Origin of the sequence: Mycobacterium sp. URHB0044 (assembly GCF_000620625.1) — a bacterium.
In the GTDB taxonomy this organism is placed as follows: Bacteria; Actinomycetota; Actinomycetes; order Mycobacteriales; family Mycobacteriaceae; genus Mycobacterium.
This window is the reverse complement of sequence record NZ_JIAW01000006.1, coordinates 24,299-47,766: the sequence shown is the minus strand read 5'-3', so window position 1 is coordinate 47,766 and position 23,468 is coordinate 24,299. Positions and strand designations below refer to the sequence as shown.

The following is a 23,468-nucleotide window of genomic DNA, read 5'->3' as shown; positions in this document are numbered from 1 at the left end:
GCATGCCGGGATGACGGCGTACACCTAAAAGGACCGTCACGGCCAAGGACGACGAACGGTTCCGCAAATCTAGAACACGTTCTAGTCTTAGTGGTCATGGGATTTCTCAAGCCCGACATGCCCGTCGTCGACTTCGCCGAGTGGAGCAAGGGCACGCGCTCGGAGAAGATCCGGCCGATGGCCCAGCACTGGGCCGAGGTCGGCTTCGGCACACCGGTCGTGATGCACCTGTTCTACGTCGTCAAGATCCTGCTGTACATCCTCGGTGGCTGGTTGTTCGCGCTGGCCACCACCGGCGTCGACGGGTTCACCAACATCGGCGACTGGTGGACGGAGCCCATCGTCTTCCAGAAGGTCGTGCTCTACACCATGCTGTTCGAGGTCGTCGGCCTCGGATGCGGGTTCGGCCCGCTGAACAACCGCTTCTTCCCCCCGCTGGGATCGATTCTGTACTGGCTGCGGCCGAGCACCATTCGGCTACCGCCGTGGCCGAACCGGGTGCCGCTCACCGGGGGCACCGCCCGGACACCGGTCGACGTGCTGCTCTATGCCGCCCTGCTGGTGATGCTCGTCGTCGCCCTGTTCACCAACGGCAGCGGGCCGATGCCGTCGCTCGGCACCACCGTCGGCGTGCTGCCGCTGTGGCAGATCTGGACCATCCTCGGTCTACTGGCGGTGGCGGGGCTGCGGGACAAGGTGATCTTCCTGGCCGCGCGCGGCGAGGTGTACGCGTCGTTCACCGTGGCCTTCCTGTTCGTTGGCTACGGCGTGGACATGATCATCGCCGCGAAGCTCGTCTGCGTGGCGATCTGGATGGGGGCCGCGACCTCCAAGCTCAACAAGCACTTCCCGTTCGTCATCTCGACGATGATGAGCAACAACCCACTGATCCGGACGAAGTGGCTGAAGCGCAGGTTCTTCGAGAAGTTCCCCGACGACCTACGGCCGGGCCCGGTGTCGCGGTTCATCGCTCACTTCAGCACCGCGATCGAGATGTTGGTGCCGTTGGCGCTGCTGTTCTCCCACGGCGGCTGGCCGACGGCCATCGCCGCGTTCGTGATGCTGGTCTTCCACTTCGGCATCCTGTCGGCGATCCCGATGGGGGTGCCGCTGGAGTGGAACGTGTTCATGATGTTCTGCGTCGTGACGTTGTTCGTCGGCCACGCCGACGTCGGCCTCTCTGACATGACCACGCCGCTTCCGGTGATGCTCTTCGTGCTGCTGGCCACCATCGTGGTGCTCGGCAACCTGTTCCCGCGCAAGATCTCGTTCCTGCCCGGCATGCGGTACTACGCAGGCAACTGGGACACCACCTGGTGGTGCATCAAGCCGTCGGCCAACGAGAAGATCGAGCGCGGGCTCGTCGCGATCGCCAGCATGCCGGCTTCGCAACTCGAGAAGGTCTACGGCAGCCCCGAGCAGGCGATGATCTACCTGTACAAGGGATATGCGTTCCGCGGCTTCAACTCTCACGGCAAGGCCTTGCTCACCCTGGTGCACAACGCGTTGGCCGGACGCAACGAGGACGACTACGTGATCACCGAAGGCGAGCGGCTGTGCAGCACCGCGGTCGGCTGGAACTTCGGGGACGGCCACATGCACAACGAGCAGCTGATCAACGCGATGCAGGAGCGGTGCCACTTCGAGCCGGACGAGGTGCGCGTCATCCTGCTCGACGCCCAGCCCTTCCATCGGCAGCGGCAGGAATACCGGTTGGTCGACGCTGCGACGGGCGAGTTCGAGCGCGGTTACGTCAACGTCTCCGACATGGTGACCGGGCAGCCGTGGACCGACGACATCCCGGTGCACGTGACGTGGTCTGCGGCGTCGGAACCGCGCACGGATCGGGATGTGGCGCAGTAAGGCGCGCTCAGCCCATCACGTCGCGGACCTTGACGGTCTCCAGCCCCTTCAGCATCAGCGTGCGCGCGGTATCCAGATGCCTGCGCCAGTGGGCTTCGGCCGCGGGGCCGTCGCCCGAGCGCAACAGCTCCATCAGCCGCCGGTAGGACCGCATCAGCTTCTCGTAGTCCGCCTTCGAGACCGGCCGCCCCTCCTTGAAGACGAACGCGGTGTGGCGCACCGTGATCTCGTGGAGCATGCCCGCGACGATGCCTAGCGTCGAGTTGCCCGACAGCTCGACCACCCTGCGGTGAAAGTCCCCGGTGGTCTCGGCCAGCCGGCCCGATTGCCATCCGGCAGGAATGTGTTCTTCCAACATCTTGTCGAGCTCGTCGAAGGCCTGCGAGTTGGCGGATTCGGCCAACAGGCGCACCGCCATCGGTTCCATGCCGGCGCGCGCCACCATGACGTCGGCGATCGTGGCGCCGGACAGTTCGAGTAGCAGGCCCGCGGGGCGGGCGACGATCTCGGGGCCGGGCACGCGTACGCGTGCGCCGGTGCGCGAGCCGCGTCGCACCTCGACCAGTCGCTCGGACTCGAGTACGCGGATCGCCTCGCGCAACGTGGGGCGGCTAATGCCGAAATGCGCCATCAGCTCGGCTTCGTTGGGCAGGAAGTCGCCGTCCTTGAGCGTGCCGTCGACCACCATGCGGCGCAGCGTCCCCGCGACGAGCTCGGCGGTCTTCGGCGAACGGATCGCCGCGCCGGCCAACGCCGGCACGGAGTCCGGCCCGATCATGGGCGCAAGTGGTGTGGTGCGAGGCAACGAGTCTCCCGGTCATCTGGCCAAGACGGCCATGTTGTACAACTCAGTAAACCATCTCGACGACGCCATCGCCGCCGGAACCGTCGCTAGCCTACCAACCAGTAGGTTGACCTAGTAAACCTACTGTTCTAGTTTCGGAGTTGACTTCCATCCGATCAACAAACCCTGATCAACCCACTTCAAAGGAGAAATCTCATGGCTGAAGCCGTCATCGTCGAGGCCGTCCGGTCGCCAGTCGGCAAGCGCAACGGTGGTTTGTCGGGCGTGCATCCCGGTGAACTGTCGGCGCAGGTGCTCAACGGGCTGGTCCAGCGCGCCGGTGTCGATCCTGGGCTCGTCGACGACGTCATCTGGGGTTGCGTCATGCAGGCCGGTGAGCAGGCCCTCGACATCGCCCGCACCGCCGTGCTCGCAGCCGGCTGGCCCGAGTCCGTGCCCGGCGTGACCGTCGACCGGCAGTGCGGGTCCAGTCAGCAGTCCGTGCACTTCGCGGCGGCCGGCGTGGTCGCAGGCCACTACGACGTCGTCGTGGCGGGCGGTGTCGAGGTGATGTCGCGGACCCCGATGGGCGCGTCGCTGGCCAACGGTGGGCACCCGTACCCAGAGGCCTTCCGCGCCCGCTACACCCAGACGCCGAACCAGGGCGTCGGCGCGGAGATGATCGCCGAGCAGTGGGGCTTCGACCGCACCGCGCTCGATCAGTTCTCGCTGGGCTCCCACGAGAAGGCTGCCGCCGCACAGGATTCCGGTGCGTTCGACGATCAGATCGTGGCCATCAAGGACCAGGACGGCAACCCCGTGCTCAAGGACGAGGGCATTCGCCGTGGCGGCACCATCGAGAAGATGGCAGGCATCAAGCCCGCCTTCAAGGAGGACGGGGTGATCCACGCCGGCAACGCATCTCAGATCTCCGACGGCTCCGCCGCGCTGTTGTTCATGTCCGCCGAGAAGGCGAAGTCCCTTGGCCTCAAGCCGCTCGCCAGGGTGCACACCGCCGTCCTGGCAGGCGCCGACCCGGTGATCATGTTGACCGCGCCGATTCCGGCGACCCAGAAGGCACTGAAGCGTTCCGGGCTGTCCATCGACGAGATCGGCGTCTTCGAGGTCAACGAGGCGTTCGCACCGGTTCCGCTGGCGTGGCTCAAGGACCTCGGCGCCGACGAGAAGAAGCTCAACCCGAATGGCGGCGCCATCGCACTCGGCCATCCGCTCGGCGGCTCCGGTGCCCGGATCATGACTACGATGCTCTACCACATGCGGGACAAGGGAATTCAGTACGGACTGCAGACCATGTGCGAGGGCGGCGGCCAGGCCAACGCGACGATCCTCGAACTTCTGTGACGTCCGACGTGCAGGCCCCCGCCGCTCTCGCGGAGCGGCGGGGCAACGTCATGATCATCACGCTCAGCCGCCCCGAGGCGCGCAACGCCATCAACGCCGCGGTGAGCATCGCGGTGGGCGACGCGATCGAGGAAGCGCAGCGGGACCCCGAAGTCCGAGTTGTCGTGATCACCGGCGCCGGCGACAAGTCCTTCTGCGCCGGAGCCGATTTGAAGGCGCTCTCCAAGGGCGAGAACATCATGCACCCGGACCAACCCAAGTGGGGATTCGCCGGATACGTACGCCACTTCATCGACAAGCCGACCATCGCGGCGGTCAACGGCGTCGCGCTGGGCGGCGGCACGGAACTCGCGCTGGCCAGTGACCTCGTCGTGGCGGGGCAGGGCGCCAAGTTCGGCCTGCCCGAGGTCAAGCGCGGTCTCATCGCCGCCGCGGGTGGCGTCTTCCGCATCGTCGACCAACTGCCGCGAAAGGTCGCACTGCAGTTGATGTTCACCGGTGAGCCGATGTCGGCCGACGATGCGCTCAGGTGGGGACTGATCAATGAAGTCGTGCCCGACGGCACCGAATTGGATGCCGCGCTGGCGCTCGCCGAGCGGATCACCGTCAACGCGCCGCTGGCAGTACAGGCCAGCAAGCGGGTGGCTGTCGGCGTCGACGAGGGCGTCATCACCGCGGACGAGGCGGGGTGGTCACGCACCATGCGGGAGATCACCGAGCTGATCACGTCCGAGGACGCCAAGGAGGGACCGCTGGCCTTCGCGCAGAAGCGCCAGCCCGTATGGAAGGCACGTTGATGAGCGCTTGCGCGAAGAAGAGAGAGCCCCGATGAAGCGTCTGGTATTCGAGCCCGAGCACGAACAGCTGCGGGAGACCGCGCGGCAATTCCTTGAGAAGGAGTGCGCGCCCAACGTCGAGAAGTGGGAGAGCGAGCGTCTGGTCGACCGCGAATCCTACGTCGCGGCAGGCAAATACGGCCTGATCGGGTTCAACCTGCCGGAGAAGTTCGGCGGCGGCGGCGTCGACGACTTCCGGTTCAACGCGGTGATCGTCGAGGAGTTCTCGAAGTTCGGGCCCGCCACGCCGGGGCTCAGCCTGCAGAACGACATCGTCGGCCCGTACTTCGCCAACCTGGCCAACGACGAGCAGCAGGAGCGCTGGCTGCCGGGTTACATCACCGGTGAACTGATCGGCGCGATCGCGATGACCGAACCGGGCGCGGGCAGCGACCTGGCCGGCATCAAGACCTCGGCGGTGCGCGACGGGGACGACTGGATCCTCAACGGCTCCAAGACATTCATCTCCGCCGGTATCAATTCCGACCTCGTCATCGTGGTCGCCCGAACCGACCCGGAGGCCGGGCACAAGGGCTTCTCACTGCTCGTCGTCGAACGCGGCATGCCGGGATTCACCCGGGGCCGCAAGCTCGACAAGATGGGCCTGCACGCCGCCGACACCGCTGAACTGCACTTCGAGAACGTGCGGGTGCCCAGCGCGAACCTGCTCGGCAAGGAGGGGCAGGGCTTCTACCACCTGATGCAGAACCTGCCCTCGGAGCGGCTGTCGATCGCGATCGCCGCCATCGCCGGTGCCCGTGCGACGTTCAACGACACACTGCAATACGTCAAGGACCGCAAGGCATTCGGGCAGCCCATCGGCACCTTCCAGCACAACCGGTTCGTCATGGCCGAGATGGCCACCGAGCTCGAGATCGCCGAGCAGTACGTCGACCGGTGCCTGCGCGCCGTCGTCGACGGCGAACTCACCGCGGTGCAGGCCTCGAAGGCCAAGTGGTGGTGCACCGAACTCGGCAAGCGCGTCGTCGACAACTGCGTGCAGTTGCACGGTGGCTACGGCTACATGAACGAGTACAAGGTGGCCCGCGATTACGTCGACGTGCGCATCCAGACCATCTTCGGCGGCACGACCGAGATCATGAAGGAGATCATCGGCCGCGACCTCGGGTTGTAGGTCCGGCTAGCCGATCGGGGCGTCGGCCGCCGGGGTCGGCGCCGTCGTCGACGTGGTGGTGGTCGTCGTCGTGGTCGACGCACCGGTCGGGGTCAGCGGTTCCGGCGGGGCAGCCGGGTCCAGCACCGTGTCGATGATGTAGATCCTGGCGTTGCTGGCCTGGATGCCACCGCAGATGACCTTGGTGTCGCCGTTGACCTTGATGTCGCCGCCCTTGCCGGTCACCTTGATCTCTTCGCCCTGCTGCGTCGGCCGCTGACCCTGCACGTCGTCGGGGCCCAACAGACCCAGGAACACGTGGTAGTAGTCCAGCTTGGTCAGCGCCGCCGGGTCGGCCTTGATGGCGTCGAACTGCGCGGGATCCAGCTTGGCGAACGCGTCGTTGTTGGGCGCGAACAGAACGTACGGCCCGTTCTCCAGAACGGGGATGATGTTGACCGCCGGGTTGAGCCCACCCGAGATCGCCGCGGTGAAGGTGCTCAGCGACGGGATCTTGGCGAGCGCCTGGCTGATGGGCAGCGTGTCGAGGCTGGCCACCGTGTTGGGGGCGATCTCCTTGCGCAGGGGATCGCAGTCGCCCTGCGGGTCGGGCGGCGGCTTGACCGCGGTGGGCTCGGGCGGTGGCGGATCGGCCTGCGCGGTGATCGCCAGCGGCAGCGACACGGCAAGCGCGGCGATGGCGGCGGAAAGTCCTACGGCTCGACTGGTGCGAGTCTTCACTTCGGCTCCTCAACGTTTTTCGATCGTGTCGCCCAGAGCCCGACTCTCGTGGCGACGCCTGGGGAATCGTATGTGCTCGCAACGTCAAACGGCAAAGTCAGATTGCCTAATTGACGGTGCTTAAGTAGCGATGACCTGGGCTTTTCGCACGTTCAGACAAAGTAGCGCGGCAACCGCGCACAGGCCTGCAGCGACGTAGAACGCGAGGTCGTAGTCGCCGCGCAGGTCACGCACCCAGCCCGCGCCCGCGGCGGCGACGGCCGCGCCGAGTTGGTGGGAGGCGAACACCCAGCCGAAGACCACCGGTGTCCGCGCGCCGAAGTAGTTGCGGCACAGCACGATGGTCGGCGGCACGGTGGCGACCCAGTCCAGGCCGTAGAAGATGATGAACACCCAGGTGCTCGGGTTGGCGTGCGGCGAAAGCAGCGCAGGCAACAGGAGCAGCGAGATGCCGCGTCCCGTGTAGTAGACGACGAGCAGCAGGCGCGGGTCGACGCGGTCGGTGAGCCAGCCGGAGAACACCGTGCCCGCCACGTCGAGGATGCCGATGGTGGCGAGCAGGCCCGCGGCCACCGTCGTCGGCATTCCGTGATCATTGGCCGCCGGGATGAAGTGCGTGCCGATCAGCCCGTTCGTCGTCATCCCGCAGATCGCGAAGCTGCCGGCCAACAGCCAGAAGGCCGGCACGCGCGTGCCGATCCGCAGCCCGTCGAACGCGGCGCGGAAACTGCCCGTCGGGACCACGGCCGGGGCGTCCGCGGTGGCCCCATAGGCAGTTAGTCCGACGTCCTTTGGGTAGTTGCGGATGAACACCAGCACCAACGGCACCACGGACAGCGCCGCGGCGGCGACGATCAGCGAGGCCCAGCGCCAGCCGTGCCGGGTGGTCACCTCCGCCACGACGGGCAGGAAGATCAGCTGCCCGGTCGCACTTGCGGCGGTCAGCACGCCCGTGACCAGCCCGCGCCGATGTTCGAACCAGCGCGTCGCCACGGTCGCGACGAAGCCCATCGAGATGGCGCCCGTGCCGACTCCCACCAGGACGCCCCACAGCAACACCAGCTGCCAGCTCGAAGTCATGAAGACAGACAGCGCCGAGCCCGACGCGATCAGCACCAGCGCGGCCGAGAGCACCGGGCGCACGCCGAGGCGGTCCATCAGCGCGGCCGCGAACGGCGCCGTGAGGCCGAACAGCGTCATGTTGACCGACATCGCGAGCCCGACCGTGCCGTGCGACCAGCCGAACTCGTGGTGCAGCGGGTTCATCATCACGCCGGGCACCGAGCGGAACCCGGCTGCGCCGAGGATCGCGACGAAGCTCACGGCGGCCACCACCCAGGCCCAGTGCAGGCGGGGTTGGCGTCCGGTGTCGTCTCGAATGGTGACCGTCACCCGATCACTGTTGCGTCCGGAAACCGATCGCGCCAGTGGCATGAATGACACCAGCCATCAAAAACATGCCAAACTAGCGACGTGCACCGCGCCCATCTTGTTTGCGTGCTTCTCCTCCCGCCGGTCGTCGGGTTCGACGCGACGATTCCGCCGATGGTGTTCGGCTCCGCCGAGGATGGCGACGGCAACCCGCTCTACGAGGTGGTGACCTGCGGCCTGACCACTGGGCCCGTCGCGACCACCCACGGCTTCGACATGGTGCCCGCTGCGGGGCCGGAGGCGCTCGTGAACGCGGACACCGTGATCGTGCCCGGCACTCGCTATGCGCCTGCCCGCGATGACGGCGTCCTCGAGCCCGACGTCCGCGCCGCGCTGGACTCGATCCGGCCGGGCACGCGACTGGTGTCCATCTGCACAGGCGCGTTCGTGTTGGCCGCGGCGGGCCGCCTCGACGGGCGCCCCGCGACCACACATTGGAAGCACGCCGACGCGCTGCGCCGGCTGCACCCGGACGTCCTGGTCGATGAGCGAGTGCTGTTCGTCGACGACGGCGACGTGCTCACCTCGGCAGGCCTTGCCGCCGGAATCGACTTGTGCCTGCACATGATTCGCTCCGACCACGGCGCGCAGGTGGCCAACGCCGTGGCCAAGTACTGCGTGGTGCCGCCATGGCGCGAGGGCGGACAGGCGCAGTTCATCGATCGCCACCTCCCGGAGGGCGACGACTCGTCGACGGCCGCCACCCGCGAGTGGGCGCTGCGCCGGCTCGACGACGACCTGACCGTGGAGCGGCTCGCACGGCACGCCCACATGAGCCCTCGGACGTTCAGCCGCCGGTTCCGCGAGGAGACCGGTCAGGCGCCGGGAACGTGGATCCGGCAGCGGCGCATCGACCGCGCCCGCGAACTGCTGGAGTCACACGACCTGCCCGTCGACGAGGTGGCGCGGCTCTCCGGGCTCGGCACCGGCGGCAACCTGCGTCACCACCTGCGCCGCGGGGTCGGCATGTCGCCGTCGAGTTATCGCAAGGTCTATCAAGGAGCTTGAGCGCGCTCTGCATACGATGACACCCATGCCAGAGCCGCTCATCCTATCCATCCGCGGACGCGGCCCCGTACTCCACGCCGAGTCCTGGGTTGCCCCCAACGCCAGTGTGATCGGTCCCGTGACACTCGCTGCGCGTGCCAGCGTCTGGTACGGCGCGACCCTGCGGGCGGAGTTCGAACCCATCGAGATCGGCGAGGGCTCCAACGTCCAGGACGGCGCGACCGTGCACGTCGATCCCGGCTTCCCTCTTACCATCGGCGCGGGTGTCACCGTGGGTCACAACGCGGTGCTGCACGGCTGCACCGTAGGGGACGACTGCCTCATCGGGATGGGCTCGATCGTGCTCAACGGCGCCACGATCGGCGCGGGGTCGTTGATCGCGGCCGGCGCCGTGGTGCCCCAGGGCGCCGTCATCCCGCCGCGGTCGCTGGTGGCCGGCGTGCCCGGCAAGGTGCGGCGTGACCTCAGCGACGACGAGGTGGCCCACAACCGCCTCAATGCGCAGGCGTATCAGGGACTCATCGAGTTGCACCGCGACGCAATGCAATAGCGTCGCAGTGGGTACAGCCCTACGGTGAACGACGTGCGAACCCTGGTTACCGGCGCTACCGGCTACGTTGGCTCACGGCTGGTGAGCGCCCTGTTGGCGGACGGACACGACGTCGTTGCGACCAGTCGGGACGCCGCCAAGTTGGCTGACTTCGGCTGGTATGACGATGTGACGTCGGTCTCACTCGACGCCCACGATGCGGCTTCCGCGAAGCTGGCGTTCGCCGAAGCCGGCCCCGTCGACGTCGTCTACTACCTCGTCCACGGCATCGGGCAACCCGACTTCCGCGACGCCGACAACCGCGCCGCCGCCAACGTGGCCGCCGCCGCACGCGACGCCGGAGTCCGTCGCATCGTGTACCTGGGTGGTTTCGTGCCCGACGGCGACGCGCTGTCAGAACACCTCGCCAGCCGCGCCGAGGTGGCCCACGCGCTGTCGCTCGACGACGGTCCCGAGGTGGTGTGGCTCGGCGCGGCGATGATCATCGGCGCCGGTTCGACGTCGTTCGAGATGCTGCGCTACGTCGGCGACCGCTTCGTGTTGATCCCGATGCCGAACTGGGTGAACCACCCGATCGACCCGATCTCCATCAGCGACGTGCTGCACTACCTCGTCGCGGCCGCGGACGCCGACGACGTGCCCGCCGGTGCCTACGACATCCGAGGGCCCGAGTCCACCACCTACCGCGATCTGATGCTGGCCTACGCACGGCTGTCGGGGAAGTGGCGGGCAGGCGTTCCGGTGTGGGGCGTGCCCACGGCGCTGTTGTCGCGCATGACGGCGGTGGCATTGCCTGTGCCCGGCGGTCTCGCGGCGGATCTCGTTGAATCCCTTGATCATCCGATGATGGCGTCCGAGCAGGGGCTGGCCGGTCTGGTGCCCGCCCCCGACGGCGGTCTGGTCGGCATCGACGATGCCATTGCCCGCGCGCTGTCGAGCCGGCGGCGGCTTCCGGTCAACGCGCTGGCCGACTTTCACCACCTCGCCGACACCGACCCGGACTGGGCCGGCGGCGACGTATCGCGCATCAGGCAACTCGCCGCCATGGTGACGCCCGCATCGACGAGACCCGCCCTCGGACTCTTCGACGCCATGCCCGGCCCCGCCGCCGCTGCGGTGCGGACGGGACTCGACGCACTGATCGGTCTCGCACCGAAGGGCATGTCGTGACGCGGTTGGTGACGGAGATCGGCGAAATCGTCGCCTCCGCCGCCGTGCCGTCCAGCGAGCCGCCGTCGACGATCCGCAGGCGCCGCATCGTCGTGGTGGTCGTGCTGGTCATCGGCGCGACACTGCTTGGGTTCTCGCTCAACCGTCCCCCCGGTGACGGCTCGTTCATCCTGCTCACCTTGGCGCTGGCCGCGGTCTGGGCGGTGGGCGCGTTGGCGTCTGGTCCGCTGCATCTGGGATGCGTGCGCTTCCGCGGCCGCAATCGGCGACCCGTCATCACCGGGACCGTGGTGGGCCTGCTCCTTGGTGCCGTGTTCATCGTCGGCGGGTTGGTGGCACGCGAGATCGATCCCGTCCGCGACTTCGTCGTGCGGGTGCTCGAGTTCTCCAACACCGGCGCGCTGTGGCTCGTCGTGCTCATCACGGTCATCAACGGCATCGCCGAGGAGATGTTCTTCCGCGGCGCCCTGTACACCTCACTCGGCGGGTTCCATCCCGAGGCGGCGTCGACGCTCGTCTACGTCATCGCGGTATCGGCCGCCGGCAACCCGATGCTGGGCTTCGCCGGCATCATCCTCGGCGCGGTGTGCGCCTACGAACGCCGAATCACCGGCGGAGTGCTCGCCCCCATGCTGACCCACTTCTTCTGGGGTCTGGTCATGGTGCTGGCACTACCGCCGATGTTCGGCGTCTGACGGCGAATTACCGCAGCGGGTGGGCGATCTCGTCGCGCGGCATCCGCGCCGCCGCCATGGCGATCGCCCCGAGCAGTACCGGCACGATGCCGGCCGCCAGGAAGATCGCCTCCATCGACACCACCTTCGACAGCGGACCGACGATCGCGAACGACACCGGCATGAATGCCAGCGAGACGAAGAAGTCCAGGCTCGACACCCGGCCCAGCATCGCCGTCGGCACCCGCCGCTGTAGCAGCGTTCCCCAAATCACCATCCCCGCACCGTCGGTCACGCCGACGACGAACGTCGCGGCGGCCATGGCGGGAAACGACGACGTGATGCCGACGACCACCAGGGGCAACGAACCCGCGCCCCACATCACCATCATCACGGTCAGGTAGCGCCGGGGGAGCCGCCGCGACGACACCGCCAGCGCACCGAGAGCGCTGCCCACGCCGAAGAACGCCAGGATGAACCCGTACGCCCTCGCGCCGTCGGCGAAGCGATCCTGCGCGATGAACGGCAGCAGCACCTCGATCGGACCGAGCACGACGAGCACGAACATGCTGGCGAACAGCAGCGTCCACAACAGCCACGGGGTGCGCCAGACGAACGAGAAGCCCTCGCGCAGGTCACGCAAGACGTGTGCGCGCTCACCGTCGTGTGTCGGCGCCGAGTTCGTCGTGGCCGGGCGCGTGGCAATCAGCAGCACCAGACCGATGGCGAACAGCGCCGCGACGACGTACGCGCCGAGCGCTGGGAAGGTCGCCCCGACCACCAGCCCGGCGATCGCCGGGCCGACGGCGCGCTGGAACACCGGACGCACCACGCCCTCGACGCCGTTGGCGGCCAGCAGCTGCTCGGCGGGCAGAATCCGCGGAAGCAGTGCGCTGTAGGCAGGGAAGAAGAACGCAGCAGCGATGCCCAGCACCGCCGCGGCGGCGGCCATGTGCCAGATCCGCAGCACGCCAGTCGAACTCAACACCGCCACGGTCGACACCACGATCACGTTCACGGTCTCGACGACGATGATGATGCTGCGCTGGTTGAGGCGGTCGGCTGCGATTCCGCCGACCAGTACGAAGGCGACGAGTCCTGCGCCGAGGCACGTCGCGACGATCGACAGGGACGTCGGGTCGTTGGACAGCTCGATCACCTGCAGCGCCATGACGACCGCCCACATGCCCTCGGCGAAGATCGAGAGGGCGACGGCACCGATCAGGAAGCGGTACTCGCGGACCTGGAACGGTGCGAGCACGCGCCAGCCGCCGGTGCCCCGGACCGGCTGTTCGATGTCGAATTGCGTACTCACCTAACGATGGTGGCGCATCGGACCCCGTCGAGTCGAGCGATTTTCGTTGCGTGCGGCGTTCCGGAGCTGTCCCGTCACCGCGAGATTGAATCCACGCAACAACCCACTCGCACTTTTGTTGCGTGGCCTCAGTTTCGCGAAGCTGCGGCTCAGTCGTCGGTGAAGTTGGCCGGCCGGCGCTGCTGAAACGCCTTGATGCCCTCGCGGAAGTCGCCGGAGTGCAACAGCGTCAGTTGACCCTCCGTCTCGCGCCCAAACGAGGCCTCCAACTCGGTCAGCGTCGCGGCGTTGATCGCCTGCTTGGTGTTGCGCAGCGCGACGGCCGGGCCGGACTTCAGCCGGTCGATCACGTCGTCCACCGCGGCGTCGAGCTCCGAGGCCGGGTGCACCGCGCTGACCAGACCCGTCGCCAGCGCCTCCGCCGCGGACATCCGTTCGGCCAGCAGTGCCATCCGCATCGCCCGGGTTCGGCCGATCGCCGCGGCCACCAGTGCCGACGCGCCGCCGTCGGGCATGAGCCCGATCTTGGTGAAAGCCAATAGGAAATAAGCCTTTTCGGAGGCGAGGATGACGTCGGCCGCAATGGCTAGCGAAACACCGACGCCCGCCGCCGGTCCCTGCACCACCGAGACCACCGGCTTGGGCAGTGCCACGATCGAGCGGACGGCGCGGTTGGCCGCGGCGAGGACGTCGTCGGGAGTTCCGCCTGCGCCGGGGTTGGCGTGATCCGCCTCGCCGATGCCCGCCCCGGAACTGAAACCGCGGCCCGCGCCGCCGAATCGCGCCACCCTGACGCGTGGGTCGGTGGCCGCGCGCTCGAAGGTGGCGCCGATGGTCTCGAGCATCGGCGCCGTCAACGAATTGAGACTGTCCGGGCGGTTCAGCGTCACCGACAGCACCCCATCGTCCAGCGAGACGGTCAGATCGTCGATGCCGGTATAGGAGTCGGAACTGGGCTGGGTGGTCGTCATTTGCCTCGCCTCTTGTCTGGCGAGCCGAGGCCCGCGGCCGATCGACTTGGTTATACAAGTAAGCTATGTCGGCGGTCAACTGAGACTACTGCTGAAGGGCTTTGAGCGATGGCTGGACCACTGCAGGGATTGCGAGTCATTGAGCTGGCGGGCATCGGCCCCGGTCCGCATGCGGCGATGATTCTCGGCGATCTGGGCGCCGACGTGGTGCGCGTCGAGCGGCCCGGCAAGGGCGGCGTGCCCGTGGGCACCCGTGACTCGATGCTGCGCAACCGGCGCTCTTTGGCCGCCGACCTCAAGAGCGACGAGGGCCGCGAGCTCGTGCTGCGTCTGATCGCCAAGGCCGACGTGCTGATCGAGGGCTATCGACCGGGCGTCACCGAGCGCCTGGGTCTCGGGCCGCAGGACTGCGAGGCCGTCAACGAGCGGTTGGTCTACGCGCGGATGACCGGCTGGGGGCAGACGGGTCCGCGGGCGCTGCAGGCGGGGCACGACATCAACTACATCTCGCTGAACGGCGTGCTGCACGCCGTCGGACGCAAGGGCGAGCGGCCCGTTCCGCCGCTGAACCTCGCCGGCGACTTCGGCGGCGGCTCGATGTTCCTCATCGTCGGAATCCTTGCCGCACTGTGGGAGCGGCAGACCTCCGGCAAGGGCCAGGTGGTCGACGCCGCGATGATCGACGGCTCCAGCGTCCTGACGCAGATGATGTGGAGCTTCCGCGCCAGCGGCATGTGGTCCGACGAGCGCGGCACCAACATGCTCGACACCGGCGCGCCCTACTACGACACCTACGAATGCTCCGACGGCCGTTACGTCGCGGTCGGTGCCATCGAGCCGCAGTTCTACGCGCTACTGCTGCAGGGGCTTGGCCTGGAATCCGCTGAACTGCCGGGTCAGAACGACATGGCGCGCTGGCCGGAGTTGCGCGCCGCGTTCACCGAGGCCTTCGCCGCTCAAGACCGCGACCACTGGGCGAAGGTGTTCAACGGCACCGACGCGTGCGTGACACCGGTGCTGTCCTTCGGCGAGGTCGAGACCGAGCTCCACATCACCGAGCGGGACACCTTCTTCCACGATCGCTCTGCGGACGGCGACAACCTGCAGCCGTCGCCGGCTCCCCGCTTCTCCCGCAGCGTGCCGCCGACGCCGACGCCTCCCGGTGAAAAGGGCGCCGACACCGAAGCCGTCCTGCGCGACTGGGTATAGTCCCAACCAACCAGTGGGTCGGGCATGGTGCCGCGGCCTTTGACGCCGTACCGAAGGGAATGCATCTGTGCAGATCAAGGACGCCGTAGCAGTCGTAACCGGAGGTGCGTCCGGCCTCGGACTCGCCACCACCAAACGCCTGCTGGACGCCGGGGCCAGCGTCGTCGTCATCGACCTCAAGGGTGAGGAAGTGGTGGCCGAGCTCGGCGACCGCGCCAAGTTCGTCGCCGCGAACGTCACCGACGAGGACGCCGTGTCCAAGGCGCTCGACGTCGCGGAATCGCTTGGGCCGCTGCGCATCAACGTGAACTGCGCGGGCATCGGCAACGCCATCAAGACCCTCGGCAAGGACGGCCCCTTCCCGTTGGACGGGTTCCGGAAGGTCGTCGAGGTGAACCTGATCGGCACGTTCAACGTGCTGCGCTTGGCCGCCGAGCGGATCGCCAAGACCGAGCCCGTCGGCGAGGAGCGTGGTGTCATCATCAACACCGCGTCGGTCGCGGCGTTCGACGGTCAGATCGGCCAAGCCGCTTACTCGGCATCCAAGGGCGGCGTCGTCGGCATGACGCTGCCGATCGCACGCGACCTGTCGCGCAGCCTGATCCGCGTCGTCACCATCGCGCCGGGGTTGTTCAAGACGCCGTTGCTCGCCGGCCTGCCCGAGGAGGCGCAGCGCTCCCTTGGCCAGCAGGTGCCGCACCCGGCCCGCCTCGGCGATCCCGACGAGTACGGCGCGCTGGCCGTGCACATCGTCGAGAACCCGATGCTCAACGGTGAAGTGATCCGCCTGGACGGGGCCATCCGGATGGCGCCGCGCTGATGGCCATCACGACGAAGTTCACCGAGGTCTTCGGTGTCGAGCATCCGATCGCGCAGGGTGGCATGCAGTGGGTCGGCCGCGCCGAACTCGTTGCAGCCGTTGCCAATGCGGGCGGGCTCGGATTCATCACTGCGCTGACGCAGCCGACGCCGGCCGACCTGGCCCGCGAGATCGACAAGACCCGCGAGCTGACGGACAAGCCGTTCGGGGTGAATCTGACGATCCTGCCGTCGATCAACCCACCGCCGTATGACGAGTACCGGCAGGTGATCGTCGACTCCGGCGTCAAGATCGTCGAGACGGCAGGATCCAACCCGGCGCCGCATCTGCCGATGTTCCACGATCACGGCATCAAGGTGCTGCACAAGTGCACCTCGGTGCGGCACGGGGTGAAGGCGCAGAGCCTGGGTGTCGACGGCATCAGCATCGACGGTTTCGAGTGCGCGGGCCATCCGGGTGAGGACGACGTACCGGGTCTGGTGCTGATTCCTGCGGCGGCCAAGCAGATCGAGATCCCGATGATCGCCTCCGGCGGCTTCGGTGACGCCCGCGGTCTGGTCGCGGCGCTGGCGTTGGGCGCCGACGGCATCAACATGGGCACGCGATTCATGTGCACGGTCGAGTCGTGCATCCATCAGAACGTCAAGGAAGCCATCGTCGCGGGCGACGAGCGGGGCACCGAGCTCATCTTCCGCAGCCTGCACAACACGGCGCGCGTCGCGAGCAACGTGGTGTCGCGCGAGGTGGTGGAGATCCTCAAGGTCGGCGGCCAGTTCGAGGACGTCAAGGATCTGGTGGCCGGGGTGCGCGGGCGGCGGGTGTTCGACGAGGGTGACGTCGACGCCGGGATCTGGACCGTCGGCACCGTGATGGGGCTGATCGACGACATCCCGACGGTCGCGGAGCTGGTCTCGAGGATCGTTGGCGAGGCCGAGGAACTGATCAACGGCCGGCTCGCCGGAATGGTGACGGCTCCGGCGACCGTCTAAGGAGGAGCCGCTAGGGACGAAGAAGCCGCCGATGGCATCCATCGGCGGCTCTTTCGTGTCAAGACATATGGGTGGACCGTTCGGCCCCGTGGCGGCCTCATACGCGGAATCACCGCATGTCAGGGGTCTAGCTGCACGCCAACGGCGTGCGTAACGTCAGACCGCTTGGGCGAAGTCGGGGAACTGCTCGGAGGTGTCGCCCTCGACCAGGAAATCTCCGTGGTAGAGCGCCTCGAAGTCAACCTTGATGACATCTGCACTGGTGTCGTCGATCCACATGTACTGGACAGTAACCATCACTATTAAGAGTTCATTGAGTCACGATTGTGACTACGGTGGCAATTCTTACCTCGGAGTAGGTTCAGGCCGCCGACTTCTCCAAGTGAATCGGATTGGTTCCGTTCAGCAAGACCCAGGTGGCTACTGCGGCGGCGATTGCCACGACGAATAGCGCGACGGTGACGAAGCCGGGCCAGCGCGATCGGCCGAACACCTTGGCATCCACCGAGTAGGCGCCCGCACCGGTGAAGAGCAGGGTCATTGCGCCCAATCCCGCCAGGAACGGCACGTTGAACGGGTCCGACCAGAACGCTGCCGCCGAGACGTTCACGGCCCACGCGTCGATCATCGCGGCGATGATGGCGCACGCCGCTATCGGTGTCAGCAAACCCAAGAGCAGCCCGATTCCGCCCGCGGTCTCGGCGGCGGTGACCAGGATCGCGGCGAACTTCGACATCTTCCAGCCGCTGCCTTCCATGAAGGAGACGGCGGCGTCGAGGTCGAAGGCCTTGATCAGGCCGGCTTGCAGCATCGTGGCGCCGGTGGCGATGCGGAGCACGAGCAGGCCGAATGAACTCAGTGAGTCCGTCTGGTGATGGTCGTGCCTGGTCGAGATCACTTCGGTCGTTGCCATGGCAAGGAGCCTAGGTGTCTGGGAAGACGCTCGGAAAGCCTCGTGAGTCGAATCGGTGAACGTCCGGGCGGTCGATGCCGTGGTAGACGGGTAGGAGGTAGTCGTTGACGGGCTCAAGTTACCGTTGATAACTTAACATCGGTATTGTCGTCATTCGGGAGGACCCGAACATGTTGCGCAGAATCGCCTTACTGGCCATCGCCGCCCCGCGGCGCATCCTCGTCGTGGCGGCTCTCGTCATGGTGGCGGCTGCGGTGTTCGGCATACCGGTGGCCAAGAGCCTCTCGGCGGGTGGCTTTCAGGACCCGACGTCCGAGTCGGCCCAGGCGACGAAGCTGCTGACCGAGAAGTTCGACCAGGGTGACATGCAGTTGCTCATCACGGTGACCGCGCCCGACGGCGTCAACGCGTCGAACGCCAAGGCCGTCGCAGGAGACATCGTCGACCACTTGAAGCAGTCGCCCCACGTCGCCAACGTGACGTCACCGTGGACCGTGCCACCCCAGGCCGCAGCCAGCCTCACCAGCGAGGACGGCAAGACCGGGCTCATCGTCGCAGGCATCACCGGCGGGGAGAACGACGCGCAGAAGTACGCCAAGGCGCTCTCCGACGACGTCGTGCACGACCGCGACGGCGTCACCGTGCGCTCCGGCGGCGCGGCGATGGTGTACGCGCAGATCAACGCGCAGACCGAGCGCGACCTGGTGATGATGGAGGCCATCGCGATACCGCTGAGCTTCCTGTTCCTGGTGTGGGTGTTCGGCGGACTGGTCGCCGCGGCGCTGCCGATGGTCGTCGGCGGCATGGCGATCGTCGGGTCGATGTCCGTGCTGCGACTGATCACGTTCGGCACCGACGTCTCGATCTTCGCGCTCAACCTGTCGACCGCACTGGGGTTGGCGCTGGCCATCGACTACACGCTGCTCCTCATCAGCCGATACCGCGACGAACTGGCCGAGGGCATGCCCCGCGATCGCGCCCTCATCCGCACCATGTCGACGGCCGGGCGCACCGTGTTGTTCTCGGCGACGACGGTCGGGCTGTCGATGTCGGCGATGCTGCTGTTCCCGATGTACTTCCTGAAGTCATTCGCCTATGCCGGCATCGCGACGGTGGGATTCGGGGCCGCTGCGGCGGTCATCGTCACCCCGGCAGCCATCTGGTTGCTCGGCGACCGGCTCGACGGGCTCGACGTGCGCCGCCTGTTTCGGCGGATCACCGGCAGGCCCGATCCGACGCCAAAGACCGTCGAGCAGCTGTTCTGGTACCGCTCGACGAAGGCCGTGATGCGCCGCGCCGTCCCCATCGGACTGGCAGTCGTCGTGTTGCTGCTGGCCCTCGGCGCACCCTTCCTCGGCGTGCGGTGGGGCTTCCCGGACGAGCGGGTGCTGCCCACGTCGGCGTCGGCGCATCAGGTCGGCGACCAGTTGCGCAACGACTTCGCCGACGACTCCTCGACCGCCGTCAGCATCGTCGTACCGAACGCGGCCGGGCTCGCACCCGCGGACATCGAGCGCTACGCCGCCGATCTGTCGCGTATCCCCGACGTCCGGGCAGTGTCCGCGCCGACGGGGGCGTTCGTCGACGGAGCCAAGGTCGGGCCGCCCACCGCTGCCACGGGCGCCGTCGACGGCAGCGCATTCCTCACCGTCGCCAGCAACGCACCGCTGTTCTCCGACGCCTCCGGAGCCCAACTCGATCGCCTGCACCAGGTGCCGGGACCCGACGGGCGTTCGGTCGAGATGACCGGTAGCGCGCAGATCAACCGCGACAGCGTCCAGGCGATCACCGAACGGCTGCCGTGGGTGCTCGGGCTGATCGCGGTGATCATGTTCGGGCTGCTGTACCTGTTGACGGGCAGCGTCGTTCTACCACTGAAAGCCGTTGTGCTGAACGTCTTGTCGTTGACTGCGGCGTTCGGTGCGCTGGTGTGGATCTTCCAGGACGGGCATCTCGACGCGCTGGGCACCACCGCCACCGGCACCCTGGTGGCGAACATGCCGGTGCTGCTGTTCTGCATCGCGTTCGGCCTCTCGATGGACTACGAGGTGTTCCTGCTGGCCCGGATCCGCGAGTACTGGCTGCAGTTGAGGGCCAACGACGACGCCGCTCCGTCGGGCCGGCAGGCCATCGGACTCGCCCGCGCCGACAACGACGAGGCGGTCGCGCTCGGGGCGGCCCGCATGGGTCGGGTGATCACCGCCGCGGCGGTCGTCATGTCCATCTCGTTCGCCGCGCTGATCGCCGCACAGGTGTCGTTCATGCGGATGTTCGGCGTCGGGTTGACGCTGGCCGTACTGGTCGACGCCACGCTGATCCGGATGGTGCTGGTGCCCGCCTTCATGCACGTGATGGGCGGCTGGAACTGGTGGGCGCCGGGACCGCTGGTCCGGCTGCATCGCCGGATCGGCATCAGCGAGTCCGGCACGGACTCCGATGACGGCGGCGCGCCACCGAAATCCGGCCGCACCATGGTCGCTGTAGCGGACACTGGCTAGCGTGACGGTCCAGCCACTCAAGCGTCGCCGCGCCGCCCGCGGCTCTGGTGAGCAGCTTCGCGAGGAGATCCTCGACGCCACCACCGATCTGCTCCTGGAGACCGGCCACGCCAAGGCGGTCTCGATCCGGTCGGTGGCGCAGCGCGTCGGCGTCACCCCGCCCTCGATCTACCTGCACTTCGCGGACAAGGACGCGCTGCTAGATGCGGTGTGCGCCAGGTACTTCGAGCGACTCGACGAGGTCATGCAACGCGTCGCGGCCGATCAACCGTCGAACATCGAACGGCTCCGCGCACAGGGGCTGGCGTACGTCCGCTTCGCCATGGACACTCCGGAGCTGTACCGCATCGCCACGATGGGGGAGGGCCGGCCCGGCAGCAGTGTCGACGCGGCGCTAGACAGCTCGGCCTTCGTGCACATGCGCGCGTCCGTCGAGGCGCTGATCGACGAAGGCATCTTCCCGCCCGGCGACGACCCCACGATGGCGGCACTGGAACTGTGGACCGTCGCGCACGGGGTGTCCTCGCTACTGATCTCGAAGCCCCACCTGCCATTCGGCGACGCCGAGGAGTTCGCCGACCGGGCGTTGCGGTCGGTGTGTGCCGGTCACATCGTGACGGGCGCGATGGGGGTCGACGTGCCACCGCAGGAGGCCGTCGCGCGGATCAAGGCACTGGCGGAGGGCTGAGATCGGCGGACGAGTCAGCCGAGTAGTGCGGGCAGCCGCTGCAACAGGCTGGGCAGCGCCGTGGCCGCCGTCTCCCTCAGCGAGATCGACGCGCTGTCCGACAGCGGGGTGCGTTCGGGGTTGACCTCGATCACCGGGATCCCGTTGGCCAGCGCCAGCTCGGGCAGGCCCGCCGCGGGATAGACGATCGCCGAGGTGCCCACCACGATGGCGACGTCGGCGGCGGTGACGGCGTCGAGCGACCGCTCCCATGCCTCGTTCGGCAGCCCCTCGCCGAACCACACCACGTTGGGCCGGATCATGCCGCCGCACGAACACGTCGGCGGTTCGACCACCTCCACCGGTTCCGGCATGTCTGGCAGCGGTCCGTGAAAGGGCCGGTCGCAGCGGTCGCACCGGAATTCGAACAGGCTGCCGTGCAGGTGGTACACCCGCGAGCTACCGGCACGTTCGTGCAGGTCATCGACGTTCTGGGTGACGACGTGCACCTCGGCGTAGTCCTGCCACGCCGCTACGGCGCGGTGGCCGTCGTTCGGTTCGACCGATTTCATCATGTGGTGGCGCCACAGGTACCACGCCCACACCTTCTCGGGATGGCGGCGCCAACCGTCGGCGCTGGAGATCTCGTAGGGGTCGACCTTCGCCCACAGACCAGTCTCGACGTCCCGGAAGGTCGGCACCCCGCTCTCGGCGGAAATCCCCGCGCCACTGAGCACGGTCACTTGCACGCCACCAAACTAGCCGGTTTTTGTGATACTGGGCACGTGACCGATTTGGGGGAATGGGTCCAGGTCGACCCGCGCGCCGCAAGGCCGCTGTTCGATCAGTTGCGGACCCAAATCATAGAGGGCATCAGGGACGGCAGGCTTTCACCGGGGACGAGGTTGCCGACTGTTCGCGAGCTGGCCGTCGAGATGAACATGGCGGTGAACACCGTCGCGCGCGCGTATCGCGAGCTGGAAGCGGCCGGGTTACTCGAAACTCGAGGCCGATTCGGCAGTTTCGTGGCGCGCGCGGACCCGTCGGATTCGGCGATGGCGTCCGCGGCGCACTCCTACGTGGTGACCGCGCGCGCCTTGGGGGTCAACAAGGCGACCGCGCTGCGCTACGTGGAGGCGGCGTTCGGTTAGCTAGCCGAACTCCAGCAGGGTCGTGGCCGGGCGCACCGGGTCCAACAGCGGGATTCGCTGCACCATCCACATCGCTGCGTTCAGCAGGGCGCCCCGGCCGCGAGGGAAGGGCACGTCGTGCACCGCACGGACGCCCGGTACGACGTCGACGAGGTGCGCGGCCTCCGCAGCCGACATGGCGAACGGCATCGGCGGCACCTTGTAGCGCAGCGACGTCCGCATCCCGCGGCGCGCCCAGAACGCGAACCACGACGGCGGCAGGTCGAACATCATCTGGCCGCCGGGGAACCGCTTCGCGCACTCGGTGATCAGGCCCATCGCCTCGCTGGGCTGCAGATACATGAGCAGTCCCTCCGCGGTGATGAACACGCCCTCGGACTGGTCGACGGCGTCCATCCACCCGTAGTCCAGCGCGGACTGCGCGCACACCGTCACCCGCTCCGACGTCGGCAACAGCTGGTTGCGCAGGTCGACGATGGGCGGTAGATCGACGGTCAGCCAGCGGAATCGCTCGCTCACCCCGCTTGCTTCGATGCGATAGAAGCTGGTCTGCAAGCCCTCCGCCAACGCGACGACCGTGGCCGCCGGGTGGTCCGATAGATACGAGAGGGTCGCCGCGTCGAAGGCCAGTGCGCGCAGCGCCATGTCCTGGCGCCGGGTGAAGCCGAACTTGGCGTAGTCGTAGTCGATGGCGTCGACCAGTTGGATCGCCATCGGATCGTCGATGACGCCGTCGGGTCTGCGGGCTTCGGTCGCCCGGACCTTCAGCGTCAGCAAGGCGGTCTCGGAGACACCGGTCAGTGCGGCACCGTCGATCCTGGGTGTTGAATTCACGGTCGCGAACTTACCGAAGCTCAGGCCTTCAAGACCTTGTCGATGGTTCGGAGGTTCCGGGTGGTCGTCGACGACTTGTACCGCTTCTTGCCCATGGTCTTGCCGATCGTGCTGTTCAGCGTGCCGGCGCGGGATACCTGCCAATAGAGCACGCCTTTGCCGCGCTCGATCTTCTCGTCGGGACCCGGGTCGGCGGCCAGCTCCGCGAGTTCGTCGAGCACCTTCGCGTCGGTGACGAACGTGACGTAGGAGTGGTATCCCTCGACTTCTCGCTCGAAGGGGTAGGCCTTGGAAATCGCTGCGACGGTCTTGAGGTCGTAGGCCAGTACCCACGCGTCGTAGCCGAACGTCTCGCGGAGCGCCGCTTCGGCTTTCGTGCGCACGGCCGTCACCGACGACGTGCTGTCCAGCAACACGTTGCCACTGGCGAGTACGGTCTTGACGGCCGTGAAGCCCGCCGCGGTCAGTGCGTCGGCGACCTCGGCCATCTTGAGGTTCACACCGCCGACGTTGACGCCGCGCAGGAACGCCGCGTAGCGCGTCATCGGAACTCCAGCAGCGTGCCCGC

24 protein-coding genes are annotated in these 23,468 nt (G+C 67.5%); 14 read left to right on the top strand and 10 right to left on the bottom strand.

From position 1 onward, the window contains the following. The first annotated feature begins 96 nt into the window (after window positions 1–96). The gene (locus N536_RS0114100; RefSeq protein ID WP_029114192.1) at window positions 97–1,863 is read left to right on the top strand and encodes a DUF3556 domain-containing protein; all 1,767 of its coding nucleotides are present in this window, start codon (window positions 97–99) and stop codon (window positions 1,861–1,863) included. A gap of 7 nt (window positions 1,864–1,870) precedes the next feature. On the opposite strand, the gene N536_RS0114095 is transcribed toward N536_RS0114100, so the two are convergent. Then, window positions 1,871–2,668, bottom strand: a complete 798-nt coding sequence (locus tag N536_RS0114095) for a FadR/GntR family transcriptional regulator (RefSeq protein WP_029114191.1) — start codon at window positions 2,666–2,668, stop codon at window positions 1,871–1,873. A gap of 195 nt (window positions 2,669–2,863) precedes the next feature. Here N536_RS0114095 and N536_RS0114090 point away from each other — a divergent pair, with 195 nt between their 5' ends. The 3 genes from N536_RS0114090 to N536_RS0114080 are packed head-to-tail and all read left to right on the top strand — an operon-like array spanning window position 2,864 to window position 5,980. After that, window positions 2,864–4,009, top strand: a complete 1,146-nt coding sequence (locus N536_RS0114090; RefSeq protein ID WP_029114190.1) for a thiolase family protein — start codon at window positions 2,864–2,866, stop codon at window positions 4,007–4,009. Then, on the top strand, window positions 4,006–4,806 hold the full coding sequence (locus N536_RS0114085) for a crotonase/enoyl-CoA hydratase family protein (RefSeq protein ID WP_029114189.1): 801 nt from the start codon (window positions 4,006–4,008) through the stop codon (window positions 4,804–4,806). The genes N536_RS0114090 and N536_RS0114085 overlap by 4 nt, the downstream gene beginning before the upstream one ends. Window positions 4,807–4,837: 31 nt before the next feature. Next, window positions 4,838–5,980, top strand: coding sequence for an acyl-CoA dehydrogenase family protein (locus N536_RS0114080; protein WP_029114188.1), 1,143 nt, complete (start codon window positions 4,838–4,840; stop codon window positions 5,978–5,980). A 6-nt stretch (window positions 5,981–5,986) separates the two neighbouring features. On the opposite strand, the gene N536_RS0114075 is transcribed toward N536_RS0114080, so the two are convergent. Together N536_RS0114075 and N536_RS0114070 are read right to left on the bottom strand one after the other, a co-directional pair. Further along, on the bottom strand, window positions 5,987–6,700 hold the full coding sequence (locus N536_RS0114075) for a fasciclin domain-containing protein (protein WP_029114187.1): 714 nt from the start codon (window positions 6,698–6,700) through the stop codon (window positions 5,987–5,989). 120 nt (window positions 6,701–6,820) lie between these two features. Then, window positions 6,821–8,134, bottom strand: a complete 1,314-nt coding sequence (locus N536_RS0114070) for an MFS transporter (RefSeq protein ID WP_081809223.1) — start codon at window positions 8,132–8,134, stop codon at window positions 6,821–6,823. Window positions 8,135–8,245: 111 nt separating this feature from the next. Here N536_RS0114070 and N536_RS0114065 point away from each other — a divergent pair, with 111 nt between their 5' ends. Genes N536_RS0114065 through N536_RS0114050 form a run of 4 tightly spaced genes read left to right on the top strand, consistent with a single transcriptional unit; the run spans window position 8,246 to window position 11,554 of the window. Continuing rightward, a complete protein-coding gene (locus N536_RS0114065; protein ID WP_081809224.1) occupies window positions 8,246–9,139 on the top strand; it encodes a GlxA family transcriptional regulator in 894 nt (297 codons plus the stop codon). A 25-nt stretch (window positions 9,140–9,164) separates the two neighbouring features. Beyond that, on the top strand, window positions 9,165–9,689 hold the full coding sequence (locus N536_RS0114060) for a gamma carbonic anhydrase family protein (RefSeq protein ID WP_029114184.1): 525 nt from the start codon (window positions 9,165–9,167) through the stop codon (window positions 9,687–9,689). 24 nt (window positions 9,690–9,713) lie between these two features. Next, window positions 9,714–10,859: an NAD(P)H-binding protein gene (locus N536_RS0114055; protein ID WP_029114183.1), complete on the top strand. Its 1,146-nt coding sequence runs from the start codon at window positions 9,714–9,716 to the stop codon at window positions 10,857–10,859. Further along, window positions 10,856–11,554, top strand: coding sequence for a type II CAAX endopeptidase family protein (locus tag N536_RS0114050; protein WP_036436405.1), 699 nt, complete (start codon window positions 10,856–10,858; stop codon window positions 11,552–11,554). The genes N536_RS0114055 and N536_RS0114050 overlap by 4 nt, the downstream gene beginning before the upstream one ends. 7 nt (window positions 11,555–11,561) lie before the next feature. Here N536_RS0114050 and tet(V) read toward each other — a convergent pair whose 3' ends face one another. Both tet(V) and N536_RS0114040 read right to left on the bottom strand, forming a co-directional pair. Beyond that, window positions 11,562–12,830 (bottom strand): tetracycline efflux MFS transporter Tet(V), encoded by a 1,269-nt coding sequence (tet(V), locus tag N536_RS0114045; RefSeq protein WP_197040144.1) that lies wholly within the window; start codon window positions 12,828–12,830, stop codon window positions 11,562–11,564. A gap of 167 nt (window positions 12,831–12,997) precedes the next feature. Then, a complete protein-coding gene (locus N536_RS0114040) occupies window positions 12,998–13,819 on the bottom strand; it encodes an enoyl-CoA hydratase (protein ID WP_029114180.1) in 822 nt (273 codons plus the stop codon). Between the two features lie 108 nt (window positions 13,820–13,927). Here N536_RS0114040 and N536_RS0114035 point away from each other — a divergent pair, with 108 nt between their 5' ends. The 3 genes from N536_RS0114035 to N536_RS0114025 all read left to right on the top strand — a co-directional run bounded on the left by N536_RS0114035 (window position 13,928) and on the right by N536_RS0114025 (window position 16,837). Continuing rightward, entirely contained in the window at window positions 13,928–15,028 is a 1,101-nt protein-coding gene (locus tag N536_RS0114035; protein ID WP_029114179.1) for a CaiB/BaiF CoA-transferase family protein, read from the top strand. A 67-nt stretch (window positions 15,029–15,095) separates the two neighbouring features. Then, the gene (locus tag N536_RS0114030; RefSeq protein WP_029114178.1) at window positions 15,096–15,848 is read left to right on the top strand and encodes a 3-hydroxyacyl-CoA dehydrogenase; all 753 of its coding nucleotides are present in this window, start codon (window positions 15,096–15,098) and stop codon (window positions 15,846–15,848) included. Then, on the top strand, window positions 15,848–16,837 hold the full coding sequence (locus N536_RS0114025) for a nitronate monooxygenase family protein (protein WP_029114177.1): 990 nt from the start codon (window positions 15,848–15,850) through the stop codon (window positions 16,835–16,837). The genes N536_RS0114030 and N536_RS0114025 overlap by 1 nt, the downstream gene beginning before the upstream one ends. A gap of 156 nt (window positions 16,838–16,993) precedes the next feature. On the opposite strand, the gene N536_RS43340 is transcribed toward N536_RS0114025, so the two are convergent. Both N536_RS43340 and N536_RS0114015 read right to left on the bottom strand, forming a co-directional pair. Then, complete coding sequence (locus N536_RS43340) at window positions 16,994–17,116, bottom strand: hypothetical protein (RefSeq protein ID WP_155948591.1); 123 nt, start codon at window positions 17,114–17,116, stop codon at window positions 16,994–16,996. 82 nt (window positions 17,117–17,198) lie between these two features. Next, window positions 17,199–17,750, bottom strand: a complete 552-nt coding sequence (locus N536_RS0114015) for a DoxX family protein (protein ID WP_029114176.1) — start codon at window positions 17,748–17,750, stop codon at window positions 17,199–17,201. A gap of 170 nt (window positions 17,751–17,920) precedes the next feature. Between N536_RS0114015 and N536_RS0114010 the strand changes: the two genes are divergently transcribed. Together N536_RS0114010 and N536_RS0114005 are read left to right on the top strand one after the other, a co-directional pair. After that, the gene (locus N536_RS0114010) at window positions 17,921–20,248 is read left to right on the top strand and encodes an MMPL family transporter (RefSeq protein ID WP_029114175.1); all 2,328 of its coding nucleotides are present in this window, start codon (window positions 17,921–17,923) and stop codon (window positions 20,246–20,248) included. 1 nt (window position 20,249) lies between these two features. Beyond that, window positions 20,250–20,936: a TetR/AcrR family transcriptional regulator gene (locus N536_RS0114005; RefSeq protein ID WP_029114174.1), complete on the top strand. Its 687-nt coding sequence runs from the start codon at window positions 20,250–20,252 to the stop codon at window positions 20,934–20,936. A 14-nt stretch (window positions 20,937–20,950) separates the two neighbouring features. Here the strand turns inward: N536_RS0114005 and N536_RS0114000 are convergent, their stop codons facing one another. Next, window positions 20,951–21,664 (bottom strand): NAD-dependent deacylase, encoded by a 714-nt coding sequence (locus N536_RS0114000; protein ID WP_029114173.1) that lies wholly within the window; start codon window positions 21,662–21,664, stop codon window positions 20,951–20,953. A 36-nt stretch (window positions 21,665–21,700) separates the two neighbouring features. Here N536_RS0114000 and N536_RS0113995 point away from each other — a divergent pair, with 36 nt between their 5' ends. Next, window positions 21,701–22,066, top strand: coding sequence for a GntR family transcriptional regulator (locus N536_RS0113995; RefSeq protein ID WP_029114172.1), 366 nt, complete (start codon window positions 21,701–21,703; stop codon window positions 22,064–22,066). Here the strand turns inward: N536_RS0113995 and N536_RS0113990 are convergent, their stop codons facing one another. Together N536_RS0113990 and N536_RS0113985 are read right to left on the bottom strand one after the other, a co-directional pair. Further along, window positions 22,067–22,900, bottom strand: a complete 834-nt coding sequence (locus tag N536_RS0113990) for a class I SAM-dependent methyltransferase (protein WP_029114171.1) — start codon at window positions 22,898–22,900, stop codon at window positions 22,067–22,069. A 20-nt stretch (window positions 22,901–22,920) separates the two neighbouring features. Further along, on the bottom strand, window positions 22,921–23,445 hold the full coding sequence (locus N536_RS0113985) for a DUF1697 domain-containing protein (RefSeq protein ID WP_029114170.1): 525 nt from the start codon (window positions 23,443–23,445) through the stop codon (window positions 22,921–22,923). Between the last annotated feature and the right edge of the window lie 23 nt (window positions 23,446–23,468).

What these genes read in the sequence shown, in the direction of transcription:
- N536_RS0114080 (WP_029114188.1), top strand. Translation starts at nt 4,838, where the DNA reads ATGAAGCGTCTGGTATTCGAGCCCGAGCACGAACAGCTGCGGGAGACC.
- N536_RS0113985 (WP_029114170.1), bottom strand. Translation starts at nt 23,445, where the DNA reads ATGACGCGCTACGCGGCGTTCCTGCGCGGCGTCAACGTCGGCGGTGTG.
- N536_RS0114040 (WP_029114180.1), bottom strand. Translation starts at nt 13,819, where the DNA reads ATGACGACCACCCAGCCCAGTTCCGACTCCTATACCGGCATCGACGAT.
- N536_RS0114060 (WP_029114184.1), top strand. Translation starts at nt 9,165, where the DNA reads ATGCCAGAGCCGCTCATCCTATCCATCCGCGGACGCGGCCCCGTACTC.
- N536_RS0114100 (WP_029114192.1), top strand. Translation starts at nt 97, where the DNA reads ATGGGATTTCTCAAGCCCGACATGCCCGTCGTCGACTTCGCCGAGTGG.
- N536_RS0114035 (WP_029114179.1), top strand. Translation starts at nt 13,928, where the DNA reads ATGGCTGGACCACTGCAGGGATTGCGAGTCATTGAGCTGGCGGGCATC.
- N536_RS0114015 (WP_029114176.1), bottom strand. Translation starts at nt 17,750, where the DNA reads ATGGCAACGACCGAAGTGATCTCGACCAGGCACGACCATCACCAGACG.
- N536_RS0114090 (WP_029114190.1), top strand. Translation starts at nt 2,864, where the DNA reads ATGGCTGAAGCCGTCATCGTCGAGGCCGTCCGGTCGCCAGTCGGCAAG.
- N536_RS0114070 (WP_081809223.1), bottom strand. Translation starts at nt 8,134, where the DNA reads ATGCCACTGGCGCGATCGGTTTCCGGACGCAACAGTGATCGGGTGACG.
- N536_RS43340 (WP_155948591.1), bottom strand. Translation starts at nt 17,116, where the DNA reads ATGTGGATCGACGACACCAGTGCAGATGTCATCAAGGTTGACTTCGAG.
- N536_RS0114010 (WP_029114175.1), top strand. Translation starts at nt 17,921, where the DNA reads ATGTTGCGCAGAATCGCCTTACTGGCCATCGCCGCCCCGCGGCGCATC.
- N536_RS0114065 (WP_081809224.1), top strand. Translation starts at nt 8,246, where the DNA reads ATGGTGTTCGGCTCCGCCGAGGATGGCGACGGCAACCCGCTCTACGAG.
- N536_RS0114025 (WP_029114177.1), top strand. Translation starts at nt 15,848, where the DNA reads ATGGCCATCACGACGAAGTTCACCGAGGTCTTCGGTGTCGAGCATCCG.